The organism is Nocardia sp. CDC153, assembly GCF_035818515.1.
Taxonomy (GTDB): domain Bacteria; phylum Actinomycetota; class Actinomycetes; order Mycobacteriales; family Mycobacteriaceae; genus Nocardia.
This window is the reverse complement of sequence record NZ_JAYKYU010000008.1, coordinates 195,071-220,887: the sequence shown is the minus strand read 5'-3', so window position 1 is coordinate 220,887 and position 25,817 is coordinate 195,071. Positions and strand designations below refer to the sequence as shown.

Annotated in this window: 22 protein-coding genes; 11 read left to right on the top strand and 11 right to left on the bottom strand. The window is 68.6% G+C overall.

Going from position 1 to position 25,817, the window contains the following annotated elements:
* Nucleotides 1-5: 5 nt before the first annotated feature.
* From VMT65_RS36170 to VMT65_RS36160, 3 genes are read right to left on the bottom strand one after another with little or no spacing between them, the layout of a single operon-like run.
* Nucleotides 6-1,226: a DUF1800 domain-containing protein gene (locus VMT65_RS36170; RefSeq protein WP_326313186.1), complete on the bottom strand. Its 1,221-nt coding sequence runs from the start codon at nucleotides 1,224-1,226 to the stop codon at nucleotides 6-8.
* A 32-nt stretch (nucleotides 1,227-1,258) separates the two neighbouring features.
* Entirely contained in the window at nucleotides 1,259-1,945 is a 687-nt protein-coding gene (gene bioD / locus VMT65_RS36165) for a dethiobiotin synthase (RefSeq protein ID WP_326313185.1), read from the bottom strand.
* Nucleotides 1,942-3,096 carry an 8-amino-7-oxononanoate synthase gene (locus VMT65_RS36160; protein ID WP_326313184.1) on the bottom strand — a complete coding sequence of 385 codons (1,155 nt, stop codon included), beginning with the start codon at nucleotides 3,094-3,096 and terminating at the stop codon, nucleotides 1,942-1,944. The genes bioD and VMT65_RS36160 overlap by 4 nt, the downstream gene beginning before the upstream one ends.
* 104 nt (nucleotides 3,097-3,200) lie before the next feature.
* On the opposite strand from VMT65_RS36160, the gene VMT65_RS36155 reads away from it, so the two are divergent.
* Nucleotides 3,201-3,494 carry a hypothetical protein gene (locus VMT65_RS36155; RefSeq protein ID WP_326313183.1) on the top strand — a complete coding sequence of 98 codons (294 nt, stop codon included), beginning with the start codon at nucleotides 3,201-3,203 and terminating at the stop codon, nucleotides 3,492-3,494.
* A gap of 120 nt (nucleotides 3,495-3,614) precedes the next feature.
* Here the strand turns inward: VMT65_RS36155 and VMT65_RS36150 are convergent, their stop codons facing one another.
* Nucleotides 3,615-4,883 (bottom strand): adenosylmethionine--8-amino-7-oxononanoate transaminase, encoded by a 1,269-nt coding sequence (locus tag VMT65_RS36150; protein WP_326313182.1) that lies wholly within the window; start codon nucleotides 4,881-4,883, stop codon nucleotides 3,615-3,617.
* Nucleotides 4,884-4,993: 110 nt separating this feature from the next.
* Between VMT65_RS36150 and VMT65_RS36145 the strand changes: the two genes are divergently transcribed.
* Genes VMT65_RS36145 through treY form a run of 3 tightly spaced genes read left to right on the top strand, consistent with a single transcriptional unit; the run spans nucleotide 4,994 to nucleotide 10,524 of the window.
* On the top strand, nucleotides 4,994-5,956 hold the full coding sequence (locus VMT65_RS36145) for a bifunctional helix-turn-helix transcriptional regulator/GNAT family N-acetyltransferase (protein ID WP_326313181.1): 963 nt from the start codon (nucleotides 4,994-4,996) through the stop codon (nucleotides 5,954-5,956).
* Between the two features lie 48 nt (nucleotides 5,957-6,004).
* Nucleotides 6,005-8,104 (top strand): glycogen debranching protein GlgX, encoded by a 2,100-nt coding sequence (gene glgX, locus VMT65_RS36140; protein WP_326313180.1) that lies wholly within the window; start codon nucleotides 6,005-6,007, stop codon nucleotides 8,102-8,104.
* An 11-nt stretch (nucleotides 8,105-8,115) separates the two neighbouring features.
* The gene (gene treY / locus VMT65_RS36135) at nucleotides 8,116-10,524 is read left to right on the top strand and encodes a malto-oligosyltrehalose synthase (RefSeq protein WP_326313179.1); all 2,409 of its coding nucleotides are present in this window, start codon (nucleotides 8,116-8,118) and stop codon (nucleotides 10,522-10,524) included.
* Nucleotides 10,525-10,549: 25 nt separating this feature from the next.
* On the opposite strand, the gene VMT65_RS36130 is transcribed toward treY, so the two are convergent.
* The 4 genes from VMT65_RS36130 to VMT65_RS36115 form a co-directional block, all read right to left on the bottom strand.
* Nucleotides 10,550-11,056, bottom strand: a complete 507-nt coding sequence (locus VMT65_RS36130; protein WP_326313178.1) for an O-acetyl-ADP-ribose deacetylase — start codon at nucleotides 11,054-11,056, stop codon at nucleotides 10,550-10,552.
* A gap of 25 nt (nucleotides 11,057-11,081) precedes the next feature.
* Nucleotides 11,082-11,939: an Ig-like domain-containing protein gene (locus VMT65_RS36125; protein WP_326313177.1), complete on the bottom strand. Its 858-nt coding sequence runs from the start codon at nucleotides 11,937-11,939 to the stop codon at nucleotides 11,082-11,084.
* Between the two features lie 119 nt (nucleotides 11,940-12,058).
* Nucleotides 12,059-12,910, bottom strand: coding sequence for a serine/threonine-protein kinase (locus tag VMT65_RS36120; RefSeq protein WP_326313176.1), 852 nt, complete (start codon nucleotides 12,908-12,910; stop codon nucleotides 12,059-12,061).
* Nucleotides 12,911-12,990: 80 nt separating this feature from the next.
* Nucleotides 12,991-14,148 (bottom strand): DUF2235 domain-containing protein, encoded by a 1,158-nt coding sequence (locus VMT65_RS36115; RefSeq protein ID WP_326313175.1) that lies wholly within the window; start codon nucleotides 14,146-14,148, stop codon nucleotides 12,991-12,993.
* Nucleotides 14,149-14,338: 190 nt separating this feature from the next.
* On the opposite strand from VMT65_RS36115, the gene VMT65_RS36110 reads away from it, so the two are divergent.
* Entirely contained in the window at nucleotides 14,339-15,019 is a 681-nt protein-coding gene (locus VMT65_RS36110) for a response regulator transcription factor (protein ID WP_326313174.1), read from the top strand.
* A gap of 1 nt (nucleotide 15,020) precedes the next feature.
* Here the strand turns inward: VMT65_RS36110 and ilvA are convergent, their stop codons facing one another.
* Together ilvA and VMT65_RS36100 are read right to left on the bottom strand one after the other, a co-directional pair.
* Nucleotides 15,021-16,376 (bottom strand): threonine ammonia-lyase IlvA, encoded by a 1,356-nt coding sequence (ilvA, locus tag VMT65_RS36105; RefSeq protein ID WP_326313173.1) that lies wholly within the window; start codon nucleotides 16,374-16,376, stop codon nucleotides 15,021-15,023.
* A 115-nt stretch (nucleotides 16,377-16,491) separates the two neighbouring features.
* Nucleotides 16,492-16,929: a nitroreductase family deazaflavin-dependent oxidoreductase gene (locus tag VMT65_RS36100; RefSeq protein ID WP_326313172.1), complete on the bottom strand. Its 438-nt coding sequence runs from the start codon at nucleotides 16,927-16,929 to the stop codon at nucleotides 16,492-16,494.
* A gap of 86 nt (nucleotides 16,930-17,015) precedes the next feature.
* Here VMT65_RS36100 and VMT65_RS36095 point away from each other — a divergent pair, with 86 nt between their 5' ends.
* The 6 genes from VMT65_RS36095 to VMT65_RS36070 all read left to right on the top strand — a co-directional run bounded on the left by VMT65_RS36095 (nucleotide 17,016) and on the right by VMT65_RS36070 (nucleotide 24,556).
* Nucleotides 17,016-17,234 carry a hypothetical protein gene (locus VMT65_RS36095; RefSeq protein ID WP_326313171.1) on the top strand — a complete coding sequence of 73 codons (219 nt, stop codon included), beginning with the start codon at nucleotides 17,016-17,018 and terminating at the stop codon, nucleotides 17,232-17,234.
* 55 nt (nucleotides 17,235-17,289) lie between these two features.
* Nucleotides 17,290-17,910, top strand: a complete 621-nt coding sequence (locus VMT65_RS36090) for an MspA family porin (RefSeq protein ID WP_326313170.1) — start codon at nucleotides 17,290-17,292, stop codon at nucleotides 17,908-17,910.
* Nucleotides 17,911-17,978: 68 nt separating this feature from the next.
* On the top strand, nucleotides 17,979-19,907 hold the full coding sequence (locus VMT65_RS36085; RefSeq protein WP_326313169.1) for a hypothetical protein: 1,929 nt from the start codon (nucleotides 17,979-17,981) through the stop codon (nucleotides 19,905-19,907).
* A 1-nt stretch (nucleotide 19,908) separates the two neighbouring features.
* Nucleotides 19,909-21,420 carry a hypothetical protein gene (locus VMT65_RS36080; protein ID WP_326313168.1) on the top strand — a complete coding sequence of 504 codons (1,512 nt, stop codon included), beginning with the start codon at nucleotides 19,909-19,911 and terminating at the stop codon, nucleotides 21,418-21,420.
* Nucleotides 21,417-22,889: a glycosyltransferase gene (locus VMT65_RS36075; protein WP_326313167.1), complete on the top strand. Its 1,473-nt coding sequence runs from the start codon at nucleotides 21,417-21,419 to the stop codon at nucleotides 22,887-22,889. The genes VMT65_RS36080 and VMT65_RS36075 overlap by 4 nt, the downstream gene beginning before the upstream one ends.
* Nucleotides 22,890-22,891: 2 nt before the next feature.
* Nucleotides 22,892-24,556, top strand: a complete 1,665-nt coding sequence (locus VMT65_RS36070) for an ArnT family glycosyltransferase (RefSeq protein WP_326313217.1) — start codon at nucleotides 22,892-22,894, stop codon at nucleotides 24,554-24,556.
* Here the strand turns inward: VMT65_RS36070 and VMT65_RS36065 are convergent, their stop codons facing one another.
* Nucleotides 24,557-25,726 (bottom strand): beta-mannosidase, encoded by a 1,170-nt coding sequence (locus VMT65_RS36065; protein ID WP_442790382.1) that lies wholly within the window; start codon nucleotides 25,724-25,726, stop codon nucleotides 24,557-24,559. It abuts the gene before it with no gap.
* Nucleotides 25,727-25,817 lie beyond the last annotated feature (91 nt).

Genomic DNA, 25,817 nt, shown 5'->3' with positions numbered 1-25,817 from the left:
CTTCGTCATGCCAGCGTGAATTCCGGCGCGGTGATGGCCAGCGCGAGCAGCGCGCTCGCCGCCTGCCGTGGCTCGCGACGCAGCTCGAACGCCAGATCGCGAGCGGCCGTGGAGGTTTCGGGCGTGGGGTCGTAGATCGCGGCGCGGGCGAAGACGGCGGCGACCGGATCGCCCGCGCCCGCGATCTCCTCGAGCACCGGGGCACCGATCGCGGCCGCGGCGCGCGCCACGGCCGTGCCCGGTGCCAGCCACCGGTTGCCCGGCGGCCAGCCCGCCACATTCGGCGGGTAGAACGGCGACTGTCCGAGCCCGGTCATGGTCTCGAAAGCCGCTGCCGGGTCGTCGATTCCGCACACGGCGAAGGCGGCGGTCACCCATTCGACCGGATAGCGCGGGCGGGTGTACACGGCGGCGGTGAAGGAGCCGTCGCGCAGGATCGCCTCCACCAGCGGCCGAATCTCCAAGCGCGCCCGGGTGAATACCGCCGCGAGCTCGTCCACCCGCTGCTCCGGGGCCCACTGCCCGACCAGGAAGTAATGCAGCTTGGCGGCAATGAACCGCGCGCACTCGGGCCGATCGCACAGCACGTCCACGGCGTCACGCGCGGTCGTCACCGAGCGCCCGAGCAGTTGTACCGGCCGCCGGTTGCCGCCCTCGGGATCGAAGGACACCGTGCCGTCGTCGTCCACCGACCAGCCCGACAGCGCGGTCGCGGCGGCCTTCACATCCGCCTGCGTGTAGTTCCCGCGCCCGAGGGTGAACAACTCCATGAGCTCTCGCCCGTGATTCTCATTGGGCGCGTCCGCCACCGACCCGGCGCCGTCGAGCCACTGCAGCATGGCCCCGTCCACGGTGACCGCCCGCGTCAGCTCCCGGAAGTTCCCGAGCGCGTGGCGCCGCAGCAGCAGATGCTGCCGCCACATCAGCTCCCAGGTGTCGACCTTGTCGTGGCTGGAGGTGAAATGCGAGTGCCAGAACCAGACCAGCTTCTCGTGCAATCCGGCCGCCGGATCCGCCATGGCCCGCAGCCACCGTCCGGCGGGACCGTCCACCGCGGCATCGGCGTACTCGTCGAAGACCGGTGTCGCCGGTTCCAGCGCGGGTGCGGCCAGCACGAGGTCCACCACGCCGCTCGCGCCGTGCCCGGCGAGCGCCTCCACCCGCCCGGGAAACGGCCCGAAGGTGGTGCGCCGCAACACATGCGCCACCGCCGCCAACTCATCCATGCGGCCACGGTGACAGACGGCCCGTTAGGAATTCATGAGCCCAGATACCGCGCGCGCCAAGCCGGGTCGAACCACGACGGGGCCGCCGCACCGAACTCGTCGGCAGTCCACGAGCCCGCGCCCGCCGGAATCGAACCGACCAAATCGACTCCGGTGACCGCGGGCAGATCGACGCGGTTGCACTCCGAGGCCAGATCGGGTTCCGCGGGCCAGGATCCGATGACCAGCCCCGCGCACTCGACACCGGCCGCCGCGAGCGCCCGCGTGGTGAGTTCGCTGTGATTGAGCGTGCCCAGCCCGGCCGCCGCCACCAGCAGCACGGGCGCGCCGAGTTTCTGGGCGAGATCGAGCAGGGTGAAGTCGCCGATTCGCACGAGCAGCCCGCCCGCGCCCTCGACCAGGATCAGGTCCGCGTCGGCGCACGATTCGATTCCGGCGACCGTCTCGGCCAGGGTCAACAGTGGCCGGCCGCAGCGTCGGGCGGCGGTGTCGGGGGCGAGGGGTTCGGGGTAGCGGGCCAGTTCGAGGGTGCGCGAAACACCGCTGAGCCGAGTGATTTCCGCCAGGTCGCCGGGCTCGCCGGGGGCCACGCCGGTCTGCGCGGGTTTGCAGACGGCGACCCGCGCACCGGCCGTGGCGGCGGTGGCGGCCAGTGCCGCAGTGGCGATCGTCTTGCCGACATCGGTCGACGTACCCGTGATGAACAGCATGCGGCTCATACCGAAACGACCTCCCGTCCACGCGCCTGCGCCAGCACGTCGCCGAGAACGGTTGCGATGGTGGCCAGTTCGTCCGGGGTGAGATCGGCGCGGGCGGTCAGCCGCAGCCGCGAGGTGCCCTCCGGCACGGACGGCGGCCGGAAGCAGCCGACGCTGAGTCCGCGTTCGCGGCAGGCTTGCGCGGCGTCATAGGCGGTCTGGGCCTCGCCGAGCACCACCGACACCACGGCCGAATCCGGTTCTCCCACACCGGCGATGCGAGCCAGATCAGCGGCGCGGTCCAACACCCGCTGCGCCAGCTCCGGCTCCTCGCGCAATAGACCCAACGCCGCACGCGCCGCACCCACGGCCGCCGGAGCCAGTCCGGTATCGAAGATGAACGTCCGCGCCGAATCGATCAGATGAGCCCGCACCCGCTCGCTCGCCAGCACCGCACCGCCCTGGGCGGCAAAGGCTTTGGACAGCGTCGCGGTGATCACCAGATCGGGCTCCCCCGCCAGCCCGCACTCGTGCACCAGACCGCGCCCGCCCGCGCCGCGCACACCCAGCCCGTGCGCCTCGTCCACGATGAGCACCGCCCCGTTGGCGCGAGTCACCCTGTGCAACTCCGTCAATGGCGCGAGGTCGCCGTCGGCGCTGAACACCGAATCCGTCAAGACCAGTGCACGCTCCTCGCGGCGCTCGGACAGCAGGCGATCCACCGCCGCCGGATCGCGATGCGGGGCGATCTCCACCCGCGCCCGCGACAGGCGGCAGGCATCCACCAGCGACGCGTGGCTGCCCGCGTCCGAAACCACCAGCGCCCCACGCCCGGCCAGCGCGGTCACCGCGCCCAGGTTCGCGGCGTAGCCCGACGCGAAGACCAATCCGGCCTCCGCGCCGACGAATTCGGCGAGTTCGGATTCGAGTTGTTCGTGCTCGGCGGTGGTTCCGGTGACCAGGCGCGAGCCCGTCGCGCCCGCGCCCCAACGGCGCACCGCGGCAATGGCTCCCTCGATCACCGCGGGGTGGCGCACCAGCCCGAGATAGTCGTTGGAGGCCAGGTCGATGCTCGTGCTCTCGGCGGTGCGGGCGCGCAGCGCACGGCGCAGTCCGGCGTCCACACGCTCGGCGGCGCGGGTGTCGAGCCAGCTCAAGGGATCGGCAGTCACAGCTCGGAAGCATACTTGAACGGCGTTCAGGAGACCATGGGTGTCGGGCCGCCGGACTATGCTGGGGATCGTAAGGAGGCTGCGCGATGCCACGATGGGCAATAGTGGTCGAGCAGACGACCGGCTTCGGCGACAGCAAAACCTGGAGTCCGAAGATCCTCACGGAGGTGGTGGGCACCCGCGAACAAGCACTCGCCAAGGTTCCCGACCTCGTTTCGAAGTTCATTCCCGATCATCCGAAGTTGATCAGCCGCCGCACCATCCTGCGCGACGGGGACACCTTCATGTTGATCGCCCGCGGCTGGTCCGACGACTACCACTGCGTATTCAAAGTCTGGGAGATCCTGTCCGACAGCGACAATTCAGACAAAGTGCGCGAAAAACGGGCTAACCGCTGACGACTCGCACCGCGCGAGCGGCACGAGCACCCAGGGCACCACGCCGTCGGCCGGGAACCGCGCTCGGTCGGCGGATCGAATGGCCGAATCGGCCGAGGCTGTGGCAGCGCTGAGCACGGGTCACACCGCCGCGGCCGCGCACATGGCGTCGGTGATGCGCCGGACGTCGTCGGGGGTGCTGATGAACGGCGGCATGCAGTAGATCAGATCGCGGAACGGGCGCAGCCAGACACCGGATTCGACCGCGGCGTGGGTGGTCTTGCGCATGTCCACCGGATGATCGAGCTGGATGACACCGATCGCGCCACGAATCCGGACATCGGCGACGCCGGGCAGCTCGCGCGCGGCTGCCAGACCGGTCCGCAATCCGGCCTCGATCCCGGCCACCTCGCCGCGCCAATCACGCGACAGCAGTAGCTCGATCGAGGCCACCGCGACCGCGCAGGCGAGCGGATTGCCCATGAAGGTCGGGCCGTGCATGAGGCCACCGTGGGAGCGACTGACGGTCTCGGCGATCTCGGCGGTGCACAGCGCGGCCGCGAGCGTCAGGTACCCGCCGGTGAGCGCCTTGCCCACGCACAGCACGTCCGGTCGGATCCCGGCCTGCTCGGCGGCGAAAAGCGTTCCCGTGCGGCCGAATCCGGTGGCGATCTCGTCGAAGACCAGCAGCACGTCGTGCTCGTCGCACAACCGGCGCAGATCGGCCAGATAGCGCGGGTCGTGGAAGCGCATGCCGCCCGCGCCCTGCACCACGGGTTCCACGATGACGGCGGCCAATTCGTGCGCGTGCTCGGCGATCACCCGCTCCAGCTCCGAGACGTACCGCGGCTCATAGCTTTCCGGCGGGGCGCTCGCGAAGACCTGCGGCTCCAGCACATCCGTCCACAGCGCGTGCATGCCGCCCTCCGGGTCGCACACGCTCATCGGGGTGAAGGTGTCGCCGTGGTAGCCGCCGCGCCAGGTCATCAGGCGGTGCTTCCCGGGGCGGCCGAGCGCGCGTTGATATTGCAGGCACATCTTCACCGCGACCTCGACCGACACCGAGCCCGAGTCGCACAGGAAGACCTTGTCCAGCCCGTCGGGGGTGAGCTCGACGAGCAATTGCGACAGTCGCACGGCCGGTTCGTGGGTGAGCCCGCCGAACATCACGTGACTCATCTTCCGCGACTGCTCGAGCAATGCCGCGTCCAGCACCGGGTGCCGGTAGCCGTGCACGGCCGCCCACCAGGAGCTCATGCCGTCCACCAATTCCCGCCCGTCGGCCAGGGTGAGCCGGGTACCCGACGCCGAGGCCACGATGAGCGGTTCGGTTCCGGCGGGGAAGCCGCCGTAGGGATGCCACACGTGCGCGGCGTCGAGGGCGGTGATCTCGCTGGGGGTCAATGCCACGGGAAGTCCTTACGAGGAGCTGGCTTGAACGGCGTTCAAGTTACCACGAACCCCTGGCGGAACGGCTCGCGCGGCGTATCCTTTGACTCAGTCAAAGAATTGGCATCGGGATGGGAATCGATATGGCCACCGGTATTGCCGACCGCCTCGTCGAGGCACAGCACATTGCCGCCGTCCGCGCCTTCAACCGGCGGTACACGCGGCTCATCGGAGTTCTCCAGGGCGGGATGCTCGGCACCGAGTACTCCCTGGCCGAGGCCCGTATCCTGTTCGAACTGGCCAACTTCGGGGCCTCGGAGGTCGTCGATCTACGGTTGGGACTGGATCTGGATCCCGGGTATCTGAGCCGGATCCTGGCGCGCTTCGAGGAGCGGGGGCTGGTGGCCCGCCGGAGATCGGATGCCGACGGACGGCGACAGGTGGTCGAGCTGACCGAGTCGGGTCGCGCGGCCTTCGAAGTCCTGGATCAGCGCACCCAGGAGCAGATCGGCGACCTGCTGATCCCGCACTCCCCCGGCAAGCGCAACCGACTCGTCGGTGCCATGCGCACCATCGAGCAGATCCTCGACACCGAGACCGAACCCGATCCGGCCGCCGTCGTGCTGCGCGAGCCGCGGCCCGGCGAGCACGGCTGGGTGATCGCGCGCAATGCCGAGCTCTACGCCGAGGAGTTCGGCTGGAACGGCGAATACGAGGCGCTGGTCGCCAAGATCGTCGCCGACTGGCTGAATTCCCATGACCCGCAACGGGAACGCGCGTGGATCGCGGAATACCGGGGCGAACCCGTCGGCTGCGTGTACTGCATGCGCGACAGCGACACCACCGCGCGGCTGCGGCTGCTGCTCGTCGAACCCTCGGCGCGGGGGCTCGGCGTGGGCAGCGCGCTCGTCGACGAATGTGTCCGATTCGCCACGGATGCCGGATACACCGAGCTGGTGCTGTGGACCAACAGCGTGTTGACCTCCGCCCGCCACATCTACGAGCGCGCGGGATTCACCCTCGGCGAATCGAATCCGCATCACAGCTTCGGCGTGGATCTGGTCGGGCAGACCTGGCGCAAGGGACTCGCCTAGGGCAGGGGACACGGTCCGGGAGCGCGACCGGCTCGCTAGGGTCAGGGCATGGCTCCCGCGACTCCCGGCTCGACCGGGCTCGGTGTCTGGCCGGGGACCGCCTACCCGCTGGGCGCGACCTACGACGGCGTCGGGACGAACTTCTCGGTGTTCTCCGAGGTCGCCCGGCGGGTCGAGCTGTGCCTGATCGACGCCGACCACCGCGAGACCCGGGTGCCGCTCGACGAGGTGGACGGGTACGTGTGGCACGCCTACCTGCCCGGGATCGGGCCCGGGCAGCGGTACGGGTTTCGGGTGCACGGGAAGTTCGATCCGGCCAAGGGGTTGCGCTGCGATCCCAGCAAGCTGCTGCTCGACCCGTACGGCAAGGCGTTCGAAGGGGACTTCGGGACCGATGCCGCGCCGTACAACTACGGGCAGAATTCGCTCGGGCACACCATGACCGGGGTGGTCATCAACCCGTATTTCGACTGGGCCGAGGACCGGTCGCCGCGGCGGCCGTATCACGAGACGGTCATCTACGAGGCGCATGTGAAAGGCATGACCCGCACGCATCCGGACGTGCCCCCGGAATTGCGCGGAACCTTCTCGGGCATGGCGCATCCGGCGATCATCGACCACCTCCAGCGGCTGGGCATCACCGCCGTCGAGTTGATGCCCGTGCACCAATTCCTCGACGACCGCATCCTGCTCGATCGAGGGTTGCGAAACTACTGGGGATACAACAGCTTCGGCTATCTCGCACCGCATCGCGGTTATGCCGCGGGCGCATCCCCCGACGCCGCGGTCACCGAGTTCAAGGCGATGGTGCGGGCCTTTCACGCCGCCGGTATCGAGGTCATTCTCGACGTGGTCTACAACCACACCGCCGAGGGCAATGAATTCGGGCCGACGCTCAGCTTCCGCGGGCTCGACAATGCGGCGTATTACCGTCTGGTGGACGGTGATCCGCAGCATTACATGGATTACACCGGCACCGGCAACAGCTTCAATATGGCGCATCCGCACGCGCTGCAGCTGATCATGGATTCGCTGCGCTACTGGATCCTGGACATGCACGTGGACGGCTTCCGGTTCGACCTGGCCGCCACCCTGGCGCGCGAATTGCACGATGTGGACCGGCTTTCCACGTTCTTCGACATGGTGCAGCAGGATCCGGTGGTGAGCCAGGTGAAGCTGATCGCCGAGCCCTGGGATGTCGGCGAGGGCGGCTATCAGGTCGGCAATTTCCCGGTCGCCTGGACCGAATGGAACGGGAAATACCGTGACACCGTGCGGGATTACTGGCGCGGGCAACCGGCGACACTGGGCGAGTTCGCATCCCGGCTCACCGGGTCCTCGGATCTGTACGAGGCGACCGGACGGCGGCCCGGGGCCAGCATCAATTTCGTGACCGCGCACGACGGGTTCACCCTCGCGGATCTGGTGTCCTACAACGAGAAACACAACGAGGACAACGGCGAGGACAACCAGGACGGCGAGAATCACAACCGGTCCTGGAACTGCGGGGTCGAAGGACCCACCGACGATCCGGAGATCCTCGCCCTGCGCGCCCGGCAGACCCGCAATCTGCTCGCCACTCTCATGCTGTCCCAGGGCACGCCCATGCTGTTGCACGGCGACGAATTCGGCCGCACCCAGCACGGCAACAACAATGCCTACTGTCAGGATTCACCGCTGTCGTGGATGGACTGGACGCTCATGCACACCAATGCCGAACTGCTCGAATTCACCGAGCGGGTCATCACGCTGCGCCGGGAACACCCGGTCTTTCGCCGCCGCCGCTTCTTCGATCCGAACCGGCCCGGGGACATCGCCTGGTTCACCCCCGGCGGGACCGAGATGACCGACGAGGACTGGAAGACCAGCTTCGCGCGCTCGCTGGCGGTGTATCTCAATGGCGACGGCATCCACGAGCCCGGGCCGCGCGGCGAACGCCTCGTCGACGACTCGTTCCTGCTGTGCTTCAACGCACATGACGCGGGACTCGACTTCACCCTGCCCGGGTCGGCGTACGGCAATGCCTGGTCGATCGCCCTGGACTGCTCCACGCCGACCGGCGATCCGGCCTGCGACACCCCTCGCCCCGCCGCCGCGAGCGTGCAAGTGCCCGCACGCTGTCTGCTCGTGCTGCGCCGTACGGCATGATCGATACCGCCATGACCAGCTCGCCCGAACACCACACCGGTCCCATCGCCCGGCAGACGCCCGTGCGCAGCACCTACCGTCTGCAGCTGCGGCCCGACGCGCTCACCTTCGCGGACGCGCGCGGCATCGCGGAATACCTGCAGCAGCTGGGCATTTCACATCTGTACCTGTCGCCCGTCATGACGGCGGCGCGGGGCTCCACCCACGGCTACGACGTCACCGATCCGACCACGGTGTCGGCGGGGCTGGGCGGGCCGACCGGGTTCAAGGCGCTCTCCGACGAGGTGCGCAGTCGCGGTATGGGTTTGATCGTGGATCTGGTGCCCAACCATGTGGGCGTGGCCGATCCGCGGCAGAACCAGTGGTGGTGGGATGTCCTGCAGTACGGCAAGGACTCGAAGTACGCCAGCTGGTTCGATATCGACTGGACGCCGGGCAATGGCTCGGGCGGGCGGATCGCGCTGCCGGTGCTGGCCGGGGAGAACGATCCCGCGGCGTTGACCGTCGACCGCTCCGGGGCGGAACCCATGCTGGCGCTGCACGATATGCGCTTCCCGCTCGCGCCGGGCACCGACGGTGAGAACGCGCTGCGCATTCACGACAAGCAGCACTATCGACTGGTCAACTGGAAGTCGGGGCTGTGCGGGTACCGGCGGTACTTCACCGTCGGCGGGCTGGCCGCCATTCGGCAGGAGAACCCGGAGGTCTTCGAGGCCACCCATCGCGAGCTGGCCGCCTGGTGCGAGCACGATCTGATCGACGGTGTGCGCGTGGATCATCCGGACGGGCTGGCCGATCCGGCCGAGTATCTGCGACGGCTGCGCCAGCTCATCGGACCGCAGCGGCTGCTGCTGGTGGAGAAGGTGCTGTCCAATCGCGAACCGCTGGATGCCACCCTGCCCATCGACGGCACCACCGGCTACGACGCGCTGGCCGATCTCGGCGGGGTCCTCATCGACCCGGACGGTGAGAAGCAGCTGACCGAATTGTCGCGGCAGTTCACCGGGCACGGCAGCGACCGCGCCTGGTTCACCGAGCAGGAGCATCGAATTCGGCGCGCGGTCGCCGAGACCATGCTGGTGCCGGAGGTGCGACGGTTGGTCGCCGCGATCAAACGCGATGCGCGCGCCGACGCGTTCGACACCATGGCGCTCACCAACGCCACCATCGAGGTGCTGTCGTTCATGCCGGTGTACCGCACCGACTACGCGCCGCTGGCCGGAATGGTCGGGGCGGTGGTGGCCGAGGTGGCGCGGCGCAATGCCGAACTCACCGCGCCGCTGCAGGTGCTGGTGACCGCGCTGGCCGCGGGCGGGGAGGCGGCCACCCGCTTCCACCAGGTGGGTGGCGCCATGACCGCGAAAGCCGTGGAGGACACCATGTTCTACCGCGCGGCGCGGCTGGTGTCACTGCAGGAGATGGGCACCGATCCGGCGCGGTTCGGGTGCTCGGTCATCGAATTCCATCTCGGCAATGCCGAGCGCGCGGCCCGCTGGCCCGCCACGATGACCACGTTGACCACCCATGACACCAAGCGTGGGGAGGATGTGCGCGCCCGCATCGGGATGCTCTCGCAGGTGCCCGACATCTGGGCGCGCTCGGTCACTACCTGGGAGGAGATGGCGCCCGGGCCCGACGGGGCGACCACACTGTTCCTGTTGCAGAACATGTTCGGCGTCTGGCCCGCCGACGGACGACCGGCCGCCGCCGTGCCCGGGCTGCGCGAGCGCCTGCATCAATTCGCGGAGAAGGCCGTTCGCGAGGCGGGCACCCAATCCTCCTGGGAGGAACCGGATATCGAGTTCGAGACGGCGGTGCACCGCTGGATCGACACCGTCATCGACGGCCCGGTGGGAGCCGAACTCGGTGAATTCGTCACCGATCTCGCCACTCACGCCTGGACCGACTCGCTGTCGCAAAAGCTCCTCCAACTCTGCGCCCCCGGCATCCCCGACATCTACCAGGGCTGCGAACTGTGGGAGGACTCCCTCGTCGACCCCGACAACCGCCGCCCCGTCGACTTCACCCACCGCTCCCTGCTACTCCAATCCCTCACCGGCACCCCCGATCTCGACCCCTCCGGCGCGGTCAAGATGTGGATCGTCGCCTACGCCCTGTGGCTGCGCCGCGAACGCCCCGACTGCTTCGTCGGCGGCACCTACACTCCCCTGTTCGCCTCCGGCGACCGCGCCCCCCACCTCATCTCCTACGCCCGCGGCCGCACCGGCGAAACCCCCGAGGTCATCGTCGCCGCCACCCGCCACAGCATCCGCCTCGACGAAGCGGGCGGCTGGTCCGACACCGTCCTGGACCTCCCCCAAGGCCACTGGACCGACCGCCTCACCGGCCACACTTTCTCCGGCCGAGCCCGCCTGGAAAAACTCTTCGCCCGCCTCCCCATAGCCCTCCTCGTCCGCTGACCCGGCCAGCGTATGGCGAAGGGAATTACAGTGCGGCGGTGAAGGCTTGATAGGCGTCAGGGCCGAAGAGCACGAAGCGCACCTGCTGGACTGCGGTGTCGGTGGCTCGGACGGTGTCGATCGCGATGCGGGCGCCGTCGTCGATCGGCCAGCCGTAGATGCCGGTGGAGATGGCCGGGAAGGCGACCGTTCGAGCGCCGAGTTCGTCTGCTACTCGGAGGGATTCGCGGTAGCAGGAGGACAGGAGGGGCGAGCGGTCGTCGTGGGGGGACCATACCGGGCCGACGGTGTGGATGACCCAGCGGGCGGGGAGGTTTCCGGCGGTGGTGGCGACGGCCCGGCCGGTGGGTAGGCCCTTGCCGTAGTGCGAGGCTCGCAGGTCGCGGCAGGCGGAGAGGATGGCCGGGCCGCCCTTGCGGTGGATGGCGCCGTCCACGCCTCCGCCGCCGAGCAGGGAGGAGTTCGCGGCGTTCACGACGGCATCCACCTCTTGTTCGGTGATATCGCCTTGGACCAGTACGAGTTCGACCATGGGGAGATTCTCCGCCCACGGGCGGTTAGAAACCGAAGGAGCCGGTGTTGGGTTTGCCGCCGCCCGAGGTGGGGTCGGTGACGGTGACGGACTTGGTGGCGGTGGAGCCCGCTACGCCGGGGCGGCCGGAGAAGGTGGCGGTGATGGTGTAAGTGCCTGCGGCACCCGGGGTCCAGACGATGGTGGACGTGCCGGTGGCCGCGACGGGGATGTCGCCGAGGACTTGGTCGCCCGCCTTGAACTGGACGGTGCCGCCCGCTGCCGCCGGGGAGACGGAGGCTTCGAGGGTGACGGGCTTGTTGGTCTGGGCTCCGGTCACGTCGGTGAGGGTGGTGGTCGACAGCGCGTCGCTGGAGACGGTGATGGCGGGACCTTTGTCGGTGTAGTTGCCGTCGCCGAGGGAGCCGCTGTAGTCCATGGTGGTGGAGAGGGGGGTGTCGCGGGCGCAGTTGACGCCCACCTTGTATTGGACTTCGAAGGTTTGGGATTTGGGTTGGATATTGGGGTAGACCGGGTATTTGGTGATGCCGAATTGGGCTCGGACCCAGTCCGGGGATGAGGTGGTGTCGAGGTCCACCTGGTCGCCGCCCATTTTGCCGGAGCCCGCGACCGGGGTGAGGCAGGCGGGGTGGAAGTCCTTGACGGCGTAGATGTATTCGACGGGGATGCCGGTGCGTTCGAAGGTCGTGGTGACGGTGACGGTGTCACCGACGATCGGGTTGGTGTTGGAGACCGTGCGGGTGAACTTGCTGTTCCCGTCGGTCCAGGTGATCGTGCCCGAGGCCGCCGCGGCCGTGCCGGGTACCGCCGCGACGGCGAATCCGGCCGCCACCGCGAACGCGGCCATCGAGCCCGCCGCACGCTGAATTCTCTTGTCCACCATTGTTTCTCCCACGTTTCCGGGCACCCCTCGACATCGTCATCGAGGCGCTGGCGCACCCGGGTCGAGACATTGGATCACGGTGGAGTCGGTCATGAGTCCAGTTTTGAAATGATCATGAGTCAAATACGGAGGGCCGCTTGCACAGCCGTCACGAACCTGCGCCTCGACCCACCCGGCCGAATGGCGGTGGCGGCCGCCCGCGCCAGATCTCCACAGCTGGCGTACCGGTCGGCCGGGTTCCAAGCGGTGGCCTTGGCCAGGACCGACCCGAGAGTGCCGGGCAGCCCGGAATCCCGCGCGGGAAGCGGCAATTCACCCGGTAGCTCACCGGTTACCAACTGATACAGGGTGACCGCCAGGGCGTGAACGTCCGCACGCGGACCCGCCGGACATCCGACCCGCTGCTCCGGCGGCGCATACGGCTGCGAGAACGCCCACCGGCCGCCGGAGGTCACCGTCTCCCCCTCCGCGAGACTGCGCGCGATCCCGAAATCACCGATCAGGATCCAGTCCGCCCCACCCGTCCCGGTGGTCCGGAAGATATTGGCGGGCTTCACATCCCGATGCACCACCTGGTGAGCGTGCGCGTAATCGAGCGCATCCGCCACCGCCGCGGCCATCCGCACCGCCCGCCCCGGTTCGATGCCGCGCGGATGCTGGGCGATCAGATCGGCCAAATCCCCGCCGGGCACGTACTGCATGGCCATCCACAGCGTCCCGTGATCGTCACCGAAGTCCTTGATATCCACGATGTTCGGATGCGCGAGATTCGCCACCAACTGTGCCTCGCGCCGGAACTGGGCGGCCCCGGCGGCATCGGCCACCACCGGCCTCAGCACCTTCAAGGCCACCGGCATCGCCAATTCCGGATGCCTGGCCAGGTACACGGTCCCCATCCCGCCCTCGCCCAGCCTGCGCTGGATCACATACCCCGCGAGGACGGACCCGGCGACCAACCCCGTCGCCCCCATCCCGCGCACCCCTCCCCCTGGGGTCCGCCGATGCGAGGAGAGCCCCGCGACGGCGGTCCGGAGCGAGGAGATCAGCATGACTAGCTCGACAGCACTCGGGTATCCGTCGGCGGGAGCGGAACCAGGTCGATGGGTTCGATGAGATCGGGCGGCACCGGGCCGCGGCTGTGCTCGCACCAGCGGTGAATATTGGCCGGGCGGTAGCCCTTCCGATCCGGGACCGTGGCGGCCAGGAAGCTGTCCTGATCCTCCGGCTGCAGTAGTTTGCGCCAGGAGTCGCGGTAGAAGCGCGGGCTGTTCCAGCTCGCTGCCAGCCGCACGTAGTTGAGCACCCGGAATCCGACGCTCAGCGAATCGTGCAGGTGGGCGGCGTCGAACGGGCACTCCGCCAGCAGGGTGTCGAGCCGATTGTGGTCGAAGGCCAGCCCCTCGGCCTCGGCCTCGGCGATCATCCAGCGCAGGGTGATATCGGACAGCCCGCAGTCGGCGTAGCCGCCGCCGATATCGCTGTGCACGCCCTCGAACCAGACCTGCTTCACCCGATCGGGCCGGTCGAAGCGCTGCCTGTCCTCCTGCGGAATCTCCCACAGGCAGGGGGCGAATTCCCGCCGCCGCTCGTCGATGGCCAGCGCCTGCCGCGCGCACAGCACGATCGGCGACAGGTTCACGTCGTGGAACCGGTGCTTCCACGCGGTCAGCCCCGGCACCCCCATCGCGCCGACGGTGTCGAATACGCCGAGGAAGTTGATGGTCGGCCGCTCCGGATGGCAGTACCGGGAACGGAACTCCTCCCACTCCGGCGGATCGGCGGCCTTCGGATCCTTCTTGCGCGTCTTGTAGATCTCGAGCGCCTTCGGGTACTTGCCGTGAATCATGGCGTCGTACTTCAGGATTCCGAGCCGATTGATCATCCCCGCCAGACTGCGCGCGGTGTACGCGCCCCGGCTGAAGCCGAAGATGAAGATCTCGTCACCCGGCTCCCAGTTCAACGCCAGCTGCCAATACGCCGCCGACAGGTTGGCCTCGAGCCCGAGCCCGAAGGCTCCGCCGAGCAACCGGTCCGACATGAATCCGCGCGAGCCGGGCCCCGACACGTAGTAGATGCGCTGACCGACGGACTTCCCCTCCCTGTCCGCTCCGGTCAGCCGCACCGTCTCCGCGATCTTGACGATGTTCGACACCGTCGTGCTCGACTCGGCTTTCCAGGTGCCGTCACAGCACACCACCAGCCTTTTCATGAACGCCAGCCTCCCGTCCTGACCGTTCGGTTTCACGCGTAGTGAACTACCCGATTAATCGTCCCCCCGACACGCACCCGTTAACTCGAATACGCGCCGCCACAGGTATTCGCCCGTTCGGTGTTAACAACCGCCGATCGCTCCGCGATCGCTCATGATTCGTTCACGATCACTGTGGCACCGTGGGGCCATGTCCGACGATGGAGTGACCGCCCGCAGCGTATTCGTTCTGGTGTGTGAGGACGATGAGAAGCTGGGCGAACGGGTCGCCGACGGACTGCGCGGGGCCGGATTCATCGTCGATCTGACCCGCAATCTCACCGACGCCAGCGCGCAGGTCGGGGCCCGGGTCTACGACTGTCTCATCGTGGACCGCGGGCTACCCGACGGCGACGGCCTGGATCTGGTTCGGCGGCAACGGGAATCGGGTGTTCGCACACCCGCATTGCTGCTCACCGCGCGCGACAGCCCCGCCGACCGCACCGAGAGCTATGCGGGCGGCGCGGACGACTATCTGCCCAAACCGTTTTCGCTCGCCGAACTGGCCGCCCGGGTCCGCACCCTGTGCACGCTGCGCAAGCCGCAGCAGCCGACGCCGGTGCTGACCATCGGCGACCTGGTGGTGGACCGATTACGCCGCCGGGTGCGGCGCAGCGGCGTGCTGCTGACCATGACGACGCGCGAATTCTGCGCCCTGGAATTGCTGGCCGCGCGCGCCGGAACCCTCGTCACCCCGGCCGAGATCGCCGCGTTCTGCGCCGACCCCACCTCGACCACCGGCATCGAGGAAGTGATCACGCGGCTCGACCGAAAGCTGGGCGAGCCGCAGATCATTCACACTTCGGCGGCGGGGTACCTGCTGCACGCGTGAATCAGGTCAGGTACCGGTAGGCGGGCGAGTTCGGGTCGAGTCGCTCGCACTGGATCGGGGCCTTGTCCATGCGCTCGAGCAGCGAATCCAGCCCCTGCGGGCTCCCGAGTTCGATACCGACCAGCGCCGCACCGGTTTCGCGGTTGTTGCGCTTGACGTACTCGAACAGGGTGATGTCGTCGTCCGGGCCGAGGACCTCGTCCAGGAAGCGACGCAGCGCACCGGGTTCCTGCGGAAAGTCCACGAGGAAATAGTGTTTCAACCCCTGATGCACCAGCGACCGCTCGATGACCTCGCCGTAGCGCGAGACATCGTTGTTGCCGCCCGAGAGCAGCACCACGACCGTCGATCCGGGCTCGACCTCGACCTCACGCAGGGCCGCCGCCGCCAGCGCACCCGCGGGCTCGGCGACAATGCCCTCGTTCTGGTACAGCTCCAACATGGCCGTGCAGATCGCGCCCTCGTCCACATGCATCATGCGGAAAGAGCCTGCGCCGGTACGGGTTTCGGTGCTGGTCAGTAAGGGCAGAGAGGCGTGCGAGCGCACCGCGCCGCCGAAACGCACCACCGCCTGATACCCGACCGCGCCGACGCGGCGCACGGCCGCGCCGTCGACGAACGGATCGATCTCCGGCAGCGTCACCGGTCCCCCGGCCACCAGCGCGGCCGTCATGGAGGCCGCCCCCGTGGGCTCGGCGGCCAGGATCGCGGTCCGCGGCGACCGTTCCCGCAGGTACGTGGCAATCCCCGCGAGGCAGCCGCCGCCGCCCACCGGCACCACCACCAGATCCGGCTGGGTGCCGAGCTGTTCGAGGAACTCGGCGGCGATCGTGCCCTGCCCGGCCGCGGTGCGCGGATCGTCGAAGGGCGGGACCATGGTCGCCCCGGTGCGCGCGACATCGTCGGCGGCGGCCGCGGCGGCCGCGTCGTAGGTGTCGCCGATGGCGATGAGTTCCACGAATTCGCCGCCGTGGACGCGGATTCGGTCGCGCTTCTGCTTGGGGGTGGTGGTCGGGACGTAGATGCGGCCGCGCACGCCCATGGCCTTGCACGCGAAAGCCACGCCCTGCGCGTGGTTTCCGGCGCTGGCGGTGACCACGCCCGCGGCCTTCTCGGCCTCGGTCAGCTGCATCATCAGGTTGTAGGCGCCGCGCAGCTTGTAGCTGCGCACGGCGGTGAGGTCCTCGCGCTTGAGGTAGACCTCGGCCCCGGTGAGCGCCGACAGCCGCGGAATCCGTTGCAGCGGCGTCGGCTCGATAATGTCCGAAATTCGCTTGGCCGCCGCGTCGATCTCGTCCGCGCTCAATTCGGGCAGCGGACCGGACACTTTCTCAGCTACAGCGAGCGGATCAGACACCCGAACATGCTAGCTGGCAGCACACGCCGGGCCGGAATCAGATGCCCCGGCCGCGATGCGGCCGGGGCATCTTTCCATCGACCGCCGCGCTTCCCGGTTTCGCGGCGGGCGACGCTCAGTCGCGCGGGGTCAGGACGAAGACCGGGATTTCGCGCGTGGTCTTCTTCTGGTACTCCGCGTAATCCGGCCAGACCTCGACCGCGCGCTTCCACCAGAGGGCCTTCTCGTCGCCGGTGACCTCGCGGGCGTCGTAGTCCTTGACCACGTCGCGGTCGCGGAGCTCGACGTGCGGGTCGGCCTTGATGTTCCAGTACCAGACCGGATGCTTGGGCGCACCGCCGAGCGAGGCGACAACCGCGTATTCGCCGTCGTGCTCGACCCGCATGAGCGGGGTCTTGCGCAGCTTGCCGGACTTGTTGCCGCGAGTGGTGAGCAGGATGATCGGCACGCCCTCGTGGTCGCCGCCCTCCGCGCCAGCGGTCTTCTCGTACTGCTCGGCCTGTTCACGTGCCCAGTCGTACCGACCGGGTTCGTACTCTCCGATTAGTGGCATGACGTGCTCAACCGTCATCGTCGCCGTGTTGTTCCCGACAGAGGTTTCGGTTGCCCGAACTTTGGGTCACCGTCTACCCTGACCGTATGGCAGTGGTTCACCCTACGGACACCGAGCGGGCCCCCGCGCGTCCGACCGTGGACATCGCCGGGACAGCCTGGCCGATGTACAAGCTCGAGGCCCTGTTCGCGGGCGCGGTGGTGTGCCTGATGCTCGCCCTGATCACCGGTTCGGTGCAGATCGCGGTGCTCGCCGGAGCGGCCGTGGCCACTGCCCGCTGGTTGCTGGCCTTCGCCCGCGCCTGATTCCGTTACGTGTCATTCGGGCGCGTTATTCCTTTTGCCTATTACCGTCGAGGCCATGCGGCTGTCCACTGTGGGCGTTCCATTGCTGTCCGTCGGGGCCGTCCTCGGCTGCGCGCAGCCGGCGGGGGCCGACATCATCACGCTGCCCTCGCACGAGCGGACCTATCAATCCACCTTCGGCAGTTTCACCGTCGGCGACCGTGACGAGTTCATCAACCGCATCGCCCCGCTGAACCAGGTCGGCACCACGCGCGAAGCCCTGGTCAGCAATATGGCCTACGCCCGGGTCGACGGCATCGCGGGCGGGCAACTCAAGACCGGCTATCACGTGGGCTGCTCGGTCACCCTGCCCAACGGCAATGTCGGGGTCATCCCGCAGGCGTACGTACCGACCGTCGACGTCCCCGGATCGCCCGCACCCACCGTGCACATCATCGGCCCCAATATCCAGGTGCCCATGAGCGTCAACCTGGCCCCGGGCGAGGTCAAGGATCTCGAGATCGCGACCAAGGACCTGATTCCGGGTAAGACCGTGCAGGTCATCATTCGCGATTTCCATATCGCCGTGAATCAATGCGCCGGACCGGTTTCCATCCGGCAGTACACCTACATCTACGCGAAGTCCGCCGAAACCGATGACAGCGGAGCGGTTTTCGGCGATCCCACCTGGCTCTGACACCCGCCCGGCTCTGCCACCCGATCCAGTTCCGAGATCACCGCGGTTACCCACACAGGAGACCATTCATGAGAGTGCGTGCCGCCCTGCTCACCCTGCTGCTGGCCACCCTTCCGATGATCGCCGTACCCGGCCCCGCCCAGGCCGACCCGGGCGATCACGCGATTCCCCTGACGAGCCTGGGTTTCGGCAAGACCCTGCAATTCCAGGGCCGGACCCACGAGGTCTCCCTGAGCCTGCCGATCCTGCCGGGCCTGGCCCCGACGGCGATCACCGGCACCGTGCAGCTTCCGCCCAGCCTGGCGCGCGGCACGCTGGAGGCGCATTCGGGGCAGCGGCTGCTGGAACGGGTGAACCTGCCGCAGGATCCGCGCGCGCCCATCCGAATCTCCTTGGCGGGGGCGGAGGTTCAGGGCGATACGGTGCCGGTGACCTTGACGTCCTCGCTGCTGCCCGAGCCCGGCATCTGCCCCGACGACTGGACCGGCCAGCCGCTCACGCTCAGCGATGTGGCCGTCACCTACTTCGGCGAGGAACGCCAGCCCACGACCGTGGCCGAATACCTCCCGCCGGTCCTGGAACGGTTGACCGTCTACCTCCCGCCGAATCCGTCGCAGCTCGAGAGTTCGGCGGCGCTGTCGCTGACCACGGCCGCGGTCGCCCGCTACGCCAATCAGGCGGTCGCGGTGGAGGTGCGCCGAATGGATTCGGGCGCAACGGGTCCCGATCATCCGCCCGCGTTCCTGGAGCGGCAGGTCGCGATTCGCGAGGGCTCCGATCCGGGCCTGCGGGTCACCGGCGGGCCGACGCCGCTGCTGACCGTCTCCGGTGACAAGTCCTCGCTGCCCACCCAGATCCAGTTGCTCACCAGCGATCTGGCCCGCGCGGCCATGGCCGGTTCGGCCACCGCGCTGGGTGTCCCGGTGGCTCCGCAGCTGGCGCCGGACGCGGTCACCCTGGCCGCACTCGGCCAGAATCGCCTCAGCGCCACCGCCATCGGCTACGTCCGGGTGGATTTCGCCCTGGACATGACCCGGCTGGGCCGCCCGTCGAAGGATGTGCGAGTCAACCTGCACGGCAATCACACACCGCTGCCGGACACCCGGGGCGGCCAGCTCGCGGTGACCATCGGCGACCGGCAGATCGCGGCGTGGCCGGTGGACCCGTCCGGTCGCTTCGACCAGTGGGTCAGCATTCCCAACGAGCTGCTGTCGCGGTTCACGACGGTGACGGTCACCCTGCAGCAGGCCGGTCTCACCCACGGTTGCGGGTTGGAGCAGCCGGTCACGCTGACCATCAACCCGGACGGCGAAGTCCAGAGCTATGTCGCGAAGCCGCCGGTGCCGGGCGGCTTGGGCGCGGTGCCGCAGGCCCTGATGCCCGGCGTGCAGGTCGGGCTGCAGACGCCCGGATTCGCCGACACCGTCCGTGCCATCCAGATTCTGGTGGCGGTGCAGCGGCTGACCTCGGTGCCGCTGCGACCGGAGCTGGTGTCCTTCGATACCGCCGCGGGCAGTGACCGACCGGCCGTGCTGGTGGCGTCGAACGGCGGCGTGCCGGGTTCGATCGTGCTGCCGCTGGACCGCAGCGGCGACACCCTGATCGTGTACGGCGACGACGCCGATCTGGAGACCAAGATCGAGCTGCGGCCGCCGCTCTCGTTCGGTTCCCTGCAGGCCACCTGGACCGGCAAGCGCACCGTGCTGGTCGGCACCTCGACCCAGGCCCCCGAACACCTGGACCGCCTGCTGAATTGGCTGCTGGCGGACCCGGATCGATCCTTCCGCCTGTCGGGCCCGGTGCTGTTGCAGGCGGGCGATCGCGAGCCGGAGTTCTTCGATCCGGCGGCCGGGATCAGCAAGCAGATCGCCGCGACGGGCAAGAGCGACTCCCCCATTCCGGTGGCAGCCCGACTGGCCCTCGCGGGCGGTGTCGCGCTGGCGGTGAGTCTGCTGGCCGCGCTGGTTATCCTGCTGCCGCGCAAGCATTCTCGCTGACATGAGCGTGACCGCGAGCCTGGAGGCGCAGGCACGGGCCCGTCATCTCTGGGACGGATTGCAGTGGCGCACGGTGGTGCGGTTCGTCGTCGTGCTGCTGTGCACGCTGGTCGCGTTCGGCTTCACCTGGCTCGAACTGCTCGGCGACCTGCGCCACGATTCGGATATCGGCTACGTTTTCGTGCTGGCGGTGGTCGCGGTCTTCGCGGCCACCGGAATCGCGTTGCGGCACCGGGACGAACTGCCGATCTACGACCGCCAGACCGACGTGATCGTGGGCCTGATCGGGTTGGGCCTGTCGGCGGCGCTGCTCGGGTTGCTGGTTTTGCGCTACCCCTACCAGTACGAGGTCCTGCACCTGGATCTGATCGCGGCCCCGCTGTTCCTGATGAGCGTGAGCATTCTGGCGTTCGGGCTGCGGCCGGTGTTCCGGTTCTGGCCCGCCTGGCTGCTGCTGCTCGCCGCGTTTCCCCCGCCGTACCGCCAGCTGGTGGTGCTGCTGGGCGGCAGCAGTGTCGCCGACGGCACCGCGACGCTGCTGCTCGGGGCGGCGGCCGCGGCGATCGGGTCCGGCCGCACCTGGCGGCGGGCCGTGGTGGCCGCCGTGCTCACCCTCGCCCTGGGCGCGATCGTGTTGCTCGTGTTGTGGCGGTGGTTCCCGGGTGCGCCGCTGCTGGTGTATCAGGCGGTGCCGACGATTCTGGCGGTGTACCTGTCGACCACCATCATGTATTTGAACCATCGGAACTGGTCGACGGTGAAGCCGCTGGATCGTCCGGTGCGCCCGCTGACCGCCGCGCATTCGCGCGGCGCGCTGGCGACGGCGGTGGTGGCGACGGCCTTGATCGCGCCCATTCCGGTGCCGCACGAATACGGCGTCGACTATCCGGATATCGCGACCCTGGTGATCGCCGACGCGCCCGCCGTGCCACCGGGCTGGCAGGTGTTCAACGAGCGTGAATATCCCTGGGCCCCACGCTTCTTCGGTCCGGGAACATCGTGGACGCGCCGCTATATGGTAGCGCTGCGCGGTAATCCCGACTGGGACAAGGAATCCCGTCGCCGCCGCATCGTGGTCGACACCGAACGCTCCGTCAATCCCAATGACATCGAACGGCATCCGCAGTTCGTGCTGTACTCGCTCAACCAGCCGCGCATCAGCTCACCGGTCCGCATCGACCTGGGCCACGGTGTCACCGGCCGTCTCAACACCGTGGTCGACGATCGACGGCTGCTGAGCTGGACCTGGCTGAGCTGGCGCTGGCGCGGCCAGGGCGGCGCGGAACGCATCAGCCTCATCTCCGCCGACAATCACCTGCCCGATGCCGAATTCCCCCGGCCCGAACCGTCGGTGGCGCGCAATACCGAGAACATGCTGCATCAGATTTTTCGCGGCAATGCGGTGTCCATCGATCCGGAGGCCGAGAAGCAGGACGCGGAGTCGGAGTACAAGGACCGCGAGATGCTCACCACCGTGGCGCGGGAGATCGTCCGGATCGGAGCGGGCGGATGAGCGCCGAGCTGCCGGGTCTGGCTACCGAATCCGAGCGATCCCACGCCCTGCACGCGGCCGTGCACGGGTTGCGCGAGACCGACCCGATGTCCTCGGCATCGGTGGCTTTCCTACCGTGGCAACGCAATACGCTGCTGGCGGGCCTGGCGGTCGTGGTGGTGTGCGCGGTATTGGCCCCGAAATGGACGCTGGTCGTGCTGGTCGCGGCCTGCACACTCGGCTATACCGCCGTCATGATCGACCGCGTGGTGATCTTCGCGCGGGGCATGCCACGCGACGCCATCCTGCACGTCGACGACGAGCGCGCCCGGGCGTTCCCGGAGGATCGCTTGCCGCCGTACACGATTCTGGTCCCGGCCTACGGTGAGCCCGAGGTGGTCGGCGATCTCATCGCGGCCCTGAACGGTCTGGACTACCCCCGCGACCGGATGCAGGCGCTGCTGCTGCTCGAGGAGGACGACACCCCGACCATCGAGGCCGCCCACGCCGCCGGAATCGGTTCGGCCGGAAGCGAACACATCACCATCGTGCTGGTCCCGGCCGCCGACCCGCGTACCAAACCCAAGGCCTGCAACTACGGATTGCACGCGGCCACCGGCGATATCGTCACCATCTACGACGCCGAGGACATCCCGGATCCGCTGCAATTGCGCCGCGTGGTGGCCGCTTTCGCCGAGCTGCCGCGCTCGGTGGTGTGCATTCAGGCCAAGCTGGCGTTCCACAACGCCCGCCAGAATCTGCTCACCGCGTGGTTCACCATGGACTACGGCCTCTGGTTCGGGTTCCTGCTGCCGGGGCTCATGCGCAGCAGCGCGCCGATCCCCTTGGGCGGCACCTCGAATCACTTCCGGCGCAATGTGCTCACCGCCATCGGCGCGTGGGACCCCTACAACGTCACCGAGGACGCCGACCTGGGCGTGCGCATCGCGGCGCGCGGCTATTCCACGGCCGTCATCGATTCGACCACCCTGGAGGAGGCGAACCCGGATCCGATCAACTGGATTCGGCAGCGCTCGCGCTGGTACAAGGGCTATCTGCAGAGCTGGCTGGTGCACGCCCGGCGGCCGGTCGAACTGTGGCGCAAGATCGGGCCGATCGCGTTCGGGCGTTTCACGCTGTTCCTGGCGGGCACGCCGATCATCGCCTGCCTGAACCTGCTGTTCTGGTTCGTCACCCTGGCCTGGATCTTCGGTCAGCCGCAGATCATCGAGCAGGTGTTCCCGGCCGCGGTGTACTTCCCGGCGCTCATCGCGCTGGTGCTCGGCAACGCGACCACCGTGTACATGAACCTGATCGCCTGCCGCGAGAACGGCCGCCCCGACCTGTTGGTGGCGTGCCTGGTCTCGCCCGCCTACTGGCTGTTGATGGCCATTGCCGCGACCAAGGGCTGCTGGCAGCTGATCCGCAATCCGTCCTACTGGGAGAAGACCTTTCACGGGCTGGGCACGTCCACGGAGGCCGCCGAGTGAACATGAACCGGGTGCCGCGCGCGATCTTCGCCGCCTCGACGCTGCTGTACGTGATCACCGGCGGCTTCCTCACCGCCGGGCGCGGATATCTGATGGGCGATGCGCTCAGCCGCGTCTCGGCCACGGATTCGGCGCTGTTCAGCCGGGATCCGCACCTGTCGGCCATCGGGTTCGTGTTCACCCCGCTCACCGCGTTGGCGCAGTTGCCGTTCGTGGCGTTCGCGCGCTGGATTCCGGCGATCACCCGCTGGGGGCTCTCGGGTGTGCTGATGACGTCGCTGTTCATGGCCGGGGCGGTGGTCATGGTGTGGGGTATCGGCCGGGATCGCGGTGTGCCGGTGTGGCTTTGCGGGCTCGTGACGGCGGTGTTCGCGCTGAATCCGATGGTGGTGTTCTACGGCGGCAATGGGATGAGCGAGGCGCTGTTCCTGTTCTGCCTGTGCTGGGCGGTGCGGCGGCTCATGCGCTGGGTGACCACCGACGGTGTGCACGATCTGGTGGCGTGCGGGATCGCGCTGGGCCTCGGCTATCTGACCCGCTACGACGCGCTCGCTCCGGCCGCCACGGCGGGGGTGTTCGTCTTCGCGATCGGCTACTACCGGCGTCGCGCCGCCGAGCACCGATTCGCGGGCGCGGCAATGGATCTGGTGCTGGTCGCGGCTCCGGTCGCGCTGGCGTTCGTGGTGTGGGCGGCCACCAGCTGGCTCATTACCGGGCAGGCGTTCCAGCAGTTCACCTCGCAGTACGGCAATTCGGCGATCCTGGCGCAGGAGGGGGCGACGGGCCCGCAGCATCCGCTGGCGGCGGCGCAGTACTCGACCGGGGCGATGCTGATCCTCGCGCCCGCGCTGCCGCTGCTGCTGCCGATCGTCGGAGCGCTGGCCCTGCGGCGGCGGGAGCTGACGCCGGTGGTGCCGATGCTGCTGTGCGGATCGGTGCTGGGGTTCCAGATGCTCAGCTACGCAACCGGTTCGACCTTCGCGTTCCTGCGGTTCTATGTGGCCGCGATCCCATTGACGGCGATTCTGGCGCTGCTGATTCCACCGGCCGTGGGTGCGGTACCGAGCCGCAGGCTCGGCGCGTTCGCGCACGAACAGACACCACCGGTGGACCGGCCGAACCGATCGTCCGGCCTCGCGACAATGGCCGCCGTTCTGGTCGGCCTGGTGCTCGTGGCGTCCCTGCCGATCACCGCCCGCGGCATGAACAGCCAGCTCATGGCGGTGCAGGAGTACGCCTTGCGCGCCGTGCTCTTCCCCGACCCCAACGACACCAGCGACAAGTACCTCGACGCCGAGCACATCGCCTACACCTTCGCCGCCGAACGCCGCCTGGCCGACCACCTCGACGCCATGAACCTGCCGCGCGGCTCGATCGTCATGGACACCGTGTACGGCTTCGCGGTGCAGATCGCGTCGAAACACCCGGACCGCTTCGTCATTCCCTCCGACCGCGACTTCGTGCAAACGCTGAACCGCCCGCTGGAGCGCGGCGTGAAGTACATCCTGGCGGTCCCGAACTCCGGCCGCGGCACCTCCGACGCGGTGAACCGCCGCTACCCCACCATGTACGAGAACGGCGCGCAGATCGCCACGTTGGAGTTGGAGATACCCAATGACGGTGCCGGTCAGCCGAATTGGCGGCTGTACCGGGTGATCGGCAGCTGATCAGCCGAGGGTGGTGCGGTCGGCGACCAGCCCCCACAGCGGATCCTCGGGACCGATGTCGTAGGTGCACTGGTCCGGTCGCGGGTCCGGAACGAACGCCCAGAACAGCGCGCCCGCCGTGCCCGCCTGACGCTGTCCGTCGATGCGGCGGGCCAGGATGTCACGGCGGTCGTCGAGGGTCTCGCAGGATCCGGCGTACTCGCCGATCTCGGCCACCAGCAGGGGCTTTCCGAGATCGCGGGACTGGGCCAGCCGCCGCGCCAGGCCATGGGTGGGGCCGCCCGGCAAGGGGGCGCCATCCTCGCTGTAGTCGTGGAATTCGACCACGTCGATATTCGGCGACGCGCTGACATAGCTGAACGAGTCACCGGCGGTGCCACACTGGCTGCCCCCGACGTAGCCCGCGAAGATCAACCGATGCGGATCGAGCGCGCGCACCTGCTGGCCCGCCTCGTCCATGAAGGCGCGCAGCACCTGCTGGGAGTCCTTGGGGCAGGTGCGGAATCGCAGATCGCACTGGGTGCCGCGGCAGACGCTGGGCTCGGGCTCGCCGACCAATTCCCAGCCCGCCAGCACCGGCGAGCCGCGCCAACGCCCCACAGCGGTGCGCACCCAGTCCTGGAAACTCATGACCGCGCGACCCGGCACATGGCTCGCGGCCTTCCACCCGTCCACATACCACTGCCGCTGCTTGAACATCTCGTCGCCGCAGTCGCCGCTCTGCGCAGCCAATACCGGCAGCACCATCCGGCCGTGCCGCTGCGCCGCCGCGAAAACCGCGTCCGCCGCGGTGAAATCGAGCGCACCCGTATTCTTGTTCACCGCCAGCGCCTGGAACATGGCGAAACGGGTCAGCGAATGCTCCGGCACCTGGGCGAAGAACGCGTCGAGGTCGACCTCGGCCCCACAGCCGAAGTTCACCGAATAGTTCGTCGCCAGTTGCGGACCGTTGAATCCGGCGGGCCACCACGGCTGCCCGCGCAGCAGCAACCCGCTCGAGGTGGCCGTCACGGCCGCCGCGGCCGCGGGTGCGCCCTCGGGAATAGTGGCCTGGTCGCCCGACGGGGTGACCGGGACCGAGTGCGGCCCGCTGTGCCCGCAGGCCGTGGACAGGGCCACCAGTGCCGCCGCGACGATCAACCCGGACCGGCGAAGACGCGGAACAGCCACCAGTTTCGGTCCTCTCGGTCACGGTGCGGCGGGCGTGGTCCCTTCCCTTGGGACACTACCGCCGCGCCCGACCGATTCCGGGAAGCGGCGC

Excerpts from the sequence above, each read along its gene's own strand:
- VMT65_RS36100 (WP_326313172.1), bottom strand. The coding sequence starts at position 16,929 with ATGCCACTAATCGGAGAGTACGAACCCGGTCGGTACGACTGGGCACGT.
- VMT65_RS36075 (WP_326313167.1), top strand. The coding sequence starts at position 21,417 with ATGAGCGCCGAGCTGCCGGGTCTGGCTACCGAATCCGAGCGATCCCAC.
- glgX (WP_326313180.1), top strand. The coding sequence starts at position 6,005 with ATGGCTCCCGCGACTCCCGGCTCGACCGGGCTCGGTGTCTGGCCGGGG.
- VMT65_RS36070 (WP_326313217.1), top strand. The coding sequence starts at position 22,892 with ATGAACCGGGTGCCGCGCGCGATCTTCGCCGCCTCGACGCTGCTGTAC.
- VMT65_RS36115 (WP_326313175.1), bottom strand. The coding sequence starts at position 14,148 with ATGAAAAGGCTGGTGGTGTGCTGTGACGGCACCTGGAAAGCCGAGTCG.
- VMT65_RS36090 (WP_326313170.1), top strand. The coding sequence starts at position 17,290 with ATGCGGCTGTCCACTGTGGGCGTTCCATTGCTGTCCGTCGGGGCCGTC.
- VMT65_RS36120 (WP_326313176.1), bottom strand. The coding sequence starts at position 12,910 with ATGGGGGCGACGGGGTTGGTCGCCGGGTCCGTCCTCGCGGGGTATGTG.
- treY (WP_326313179.1), top strand. The coding sequence starts at position 8,116 with ATGACCAGCTCGCCCGAACACCACACCGGTCCCATCGCCCGGCAGACG.
- VMT65_RS36080 (WP_326313168.1), top strand. The coding sequence starts at position 19,909 with ATGAGCGTGACCGCGAGCCTGGAGGCGCAGGCACGGGCCCGTCATCTC.
- VMT65_RS36085 (WP_326313169.1), top strand. The coding sequence starts at position 17,979 with ATGAGAGTGCGTGCCGCCCTGCTCACCCTGCTGCTGGCCACCCTTCCG.
- VMT65_RS36125 (WP_326313177.1), bottom strand. The coding sequence starts at position 11,939 with ATGGTGGACAAGAGAATTCAGCGTGCGGCGGGCTCGATGGCCGCGTTC.
- bioD (WP_326313185.1), bottom strand. The coding sequence starts at position 1,945 with ATGAGCCGCATGCTGTTCATCACGGGTACGTCGACCGATGTCGGCAAG.
- VMT65_RS36145 (WP_326313181.1), top strand. The coding sequence starts at position 4,994 with ATGGGAATCGATATGGCCACCGGTATTGCCGACCGCCTCGTCGAGGCA.
- VMT65_RS36130 (WP_326313178.1), bottom strand. The coding sequence starts at position 11,056 with ATGGTCGAACTCGTACTGGTCCAAGGCGATATCACCGAACAAGAGGTG.
- VMT65_RS36170 (WP_326313186.1), bottom strand. The coding sequence starts at position 1,226 with ATGGATGAGTTGGCGGCGGTGGCGCATGTGTTGCGGCGCACCACCTTC.
- VMT65_RS36095 (WP_326313171.1), top strand. The coding sequence starts at position 17,016 with ATGGCAGTGGTTCACCCTACGGACACCGAGCGGGCCCCCGCGCGTCCG.
- VMT65_RS36110 (WP_326313174.1), top strand. The coding sequence starts at position 14,339 with ATGTCCGACGATGGAGTGACCGCCCGCAGCGTATTCGTTCTGGTGTGT.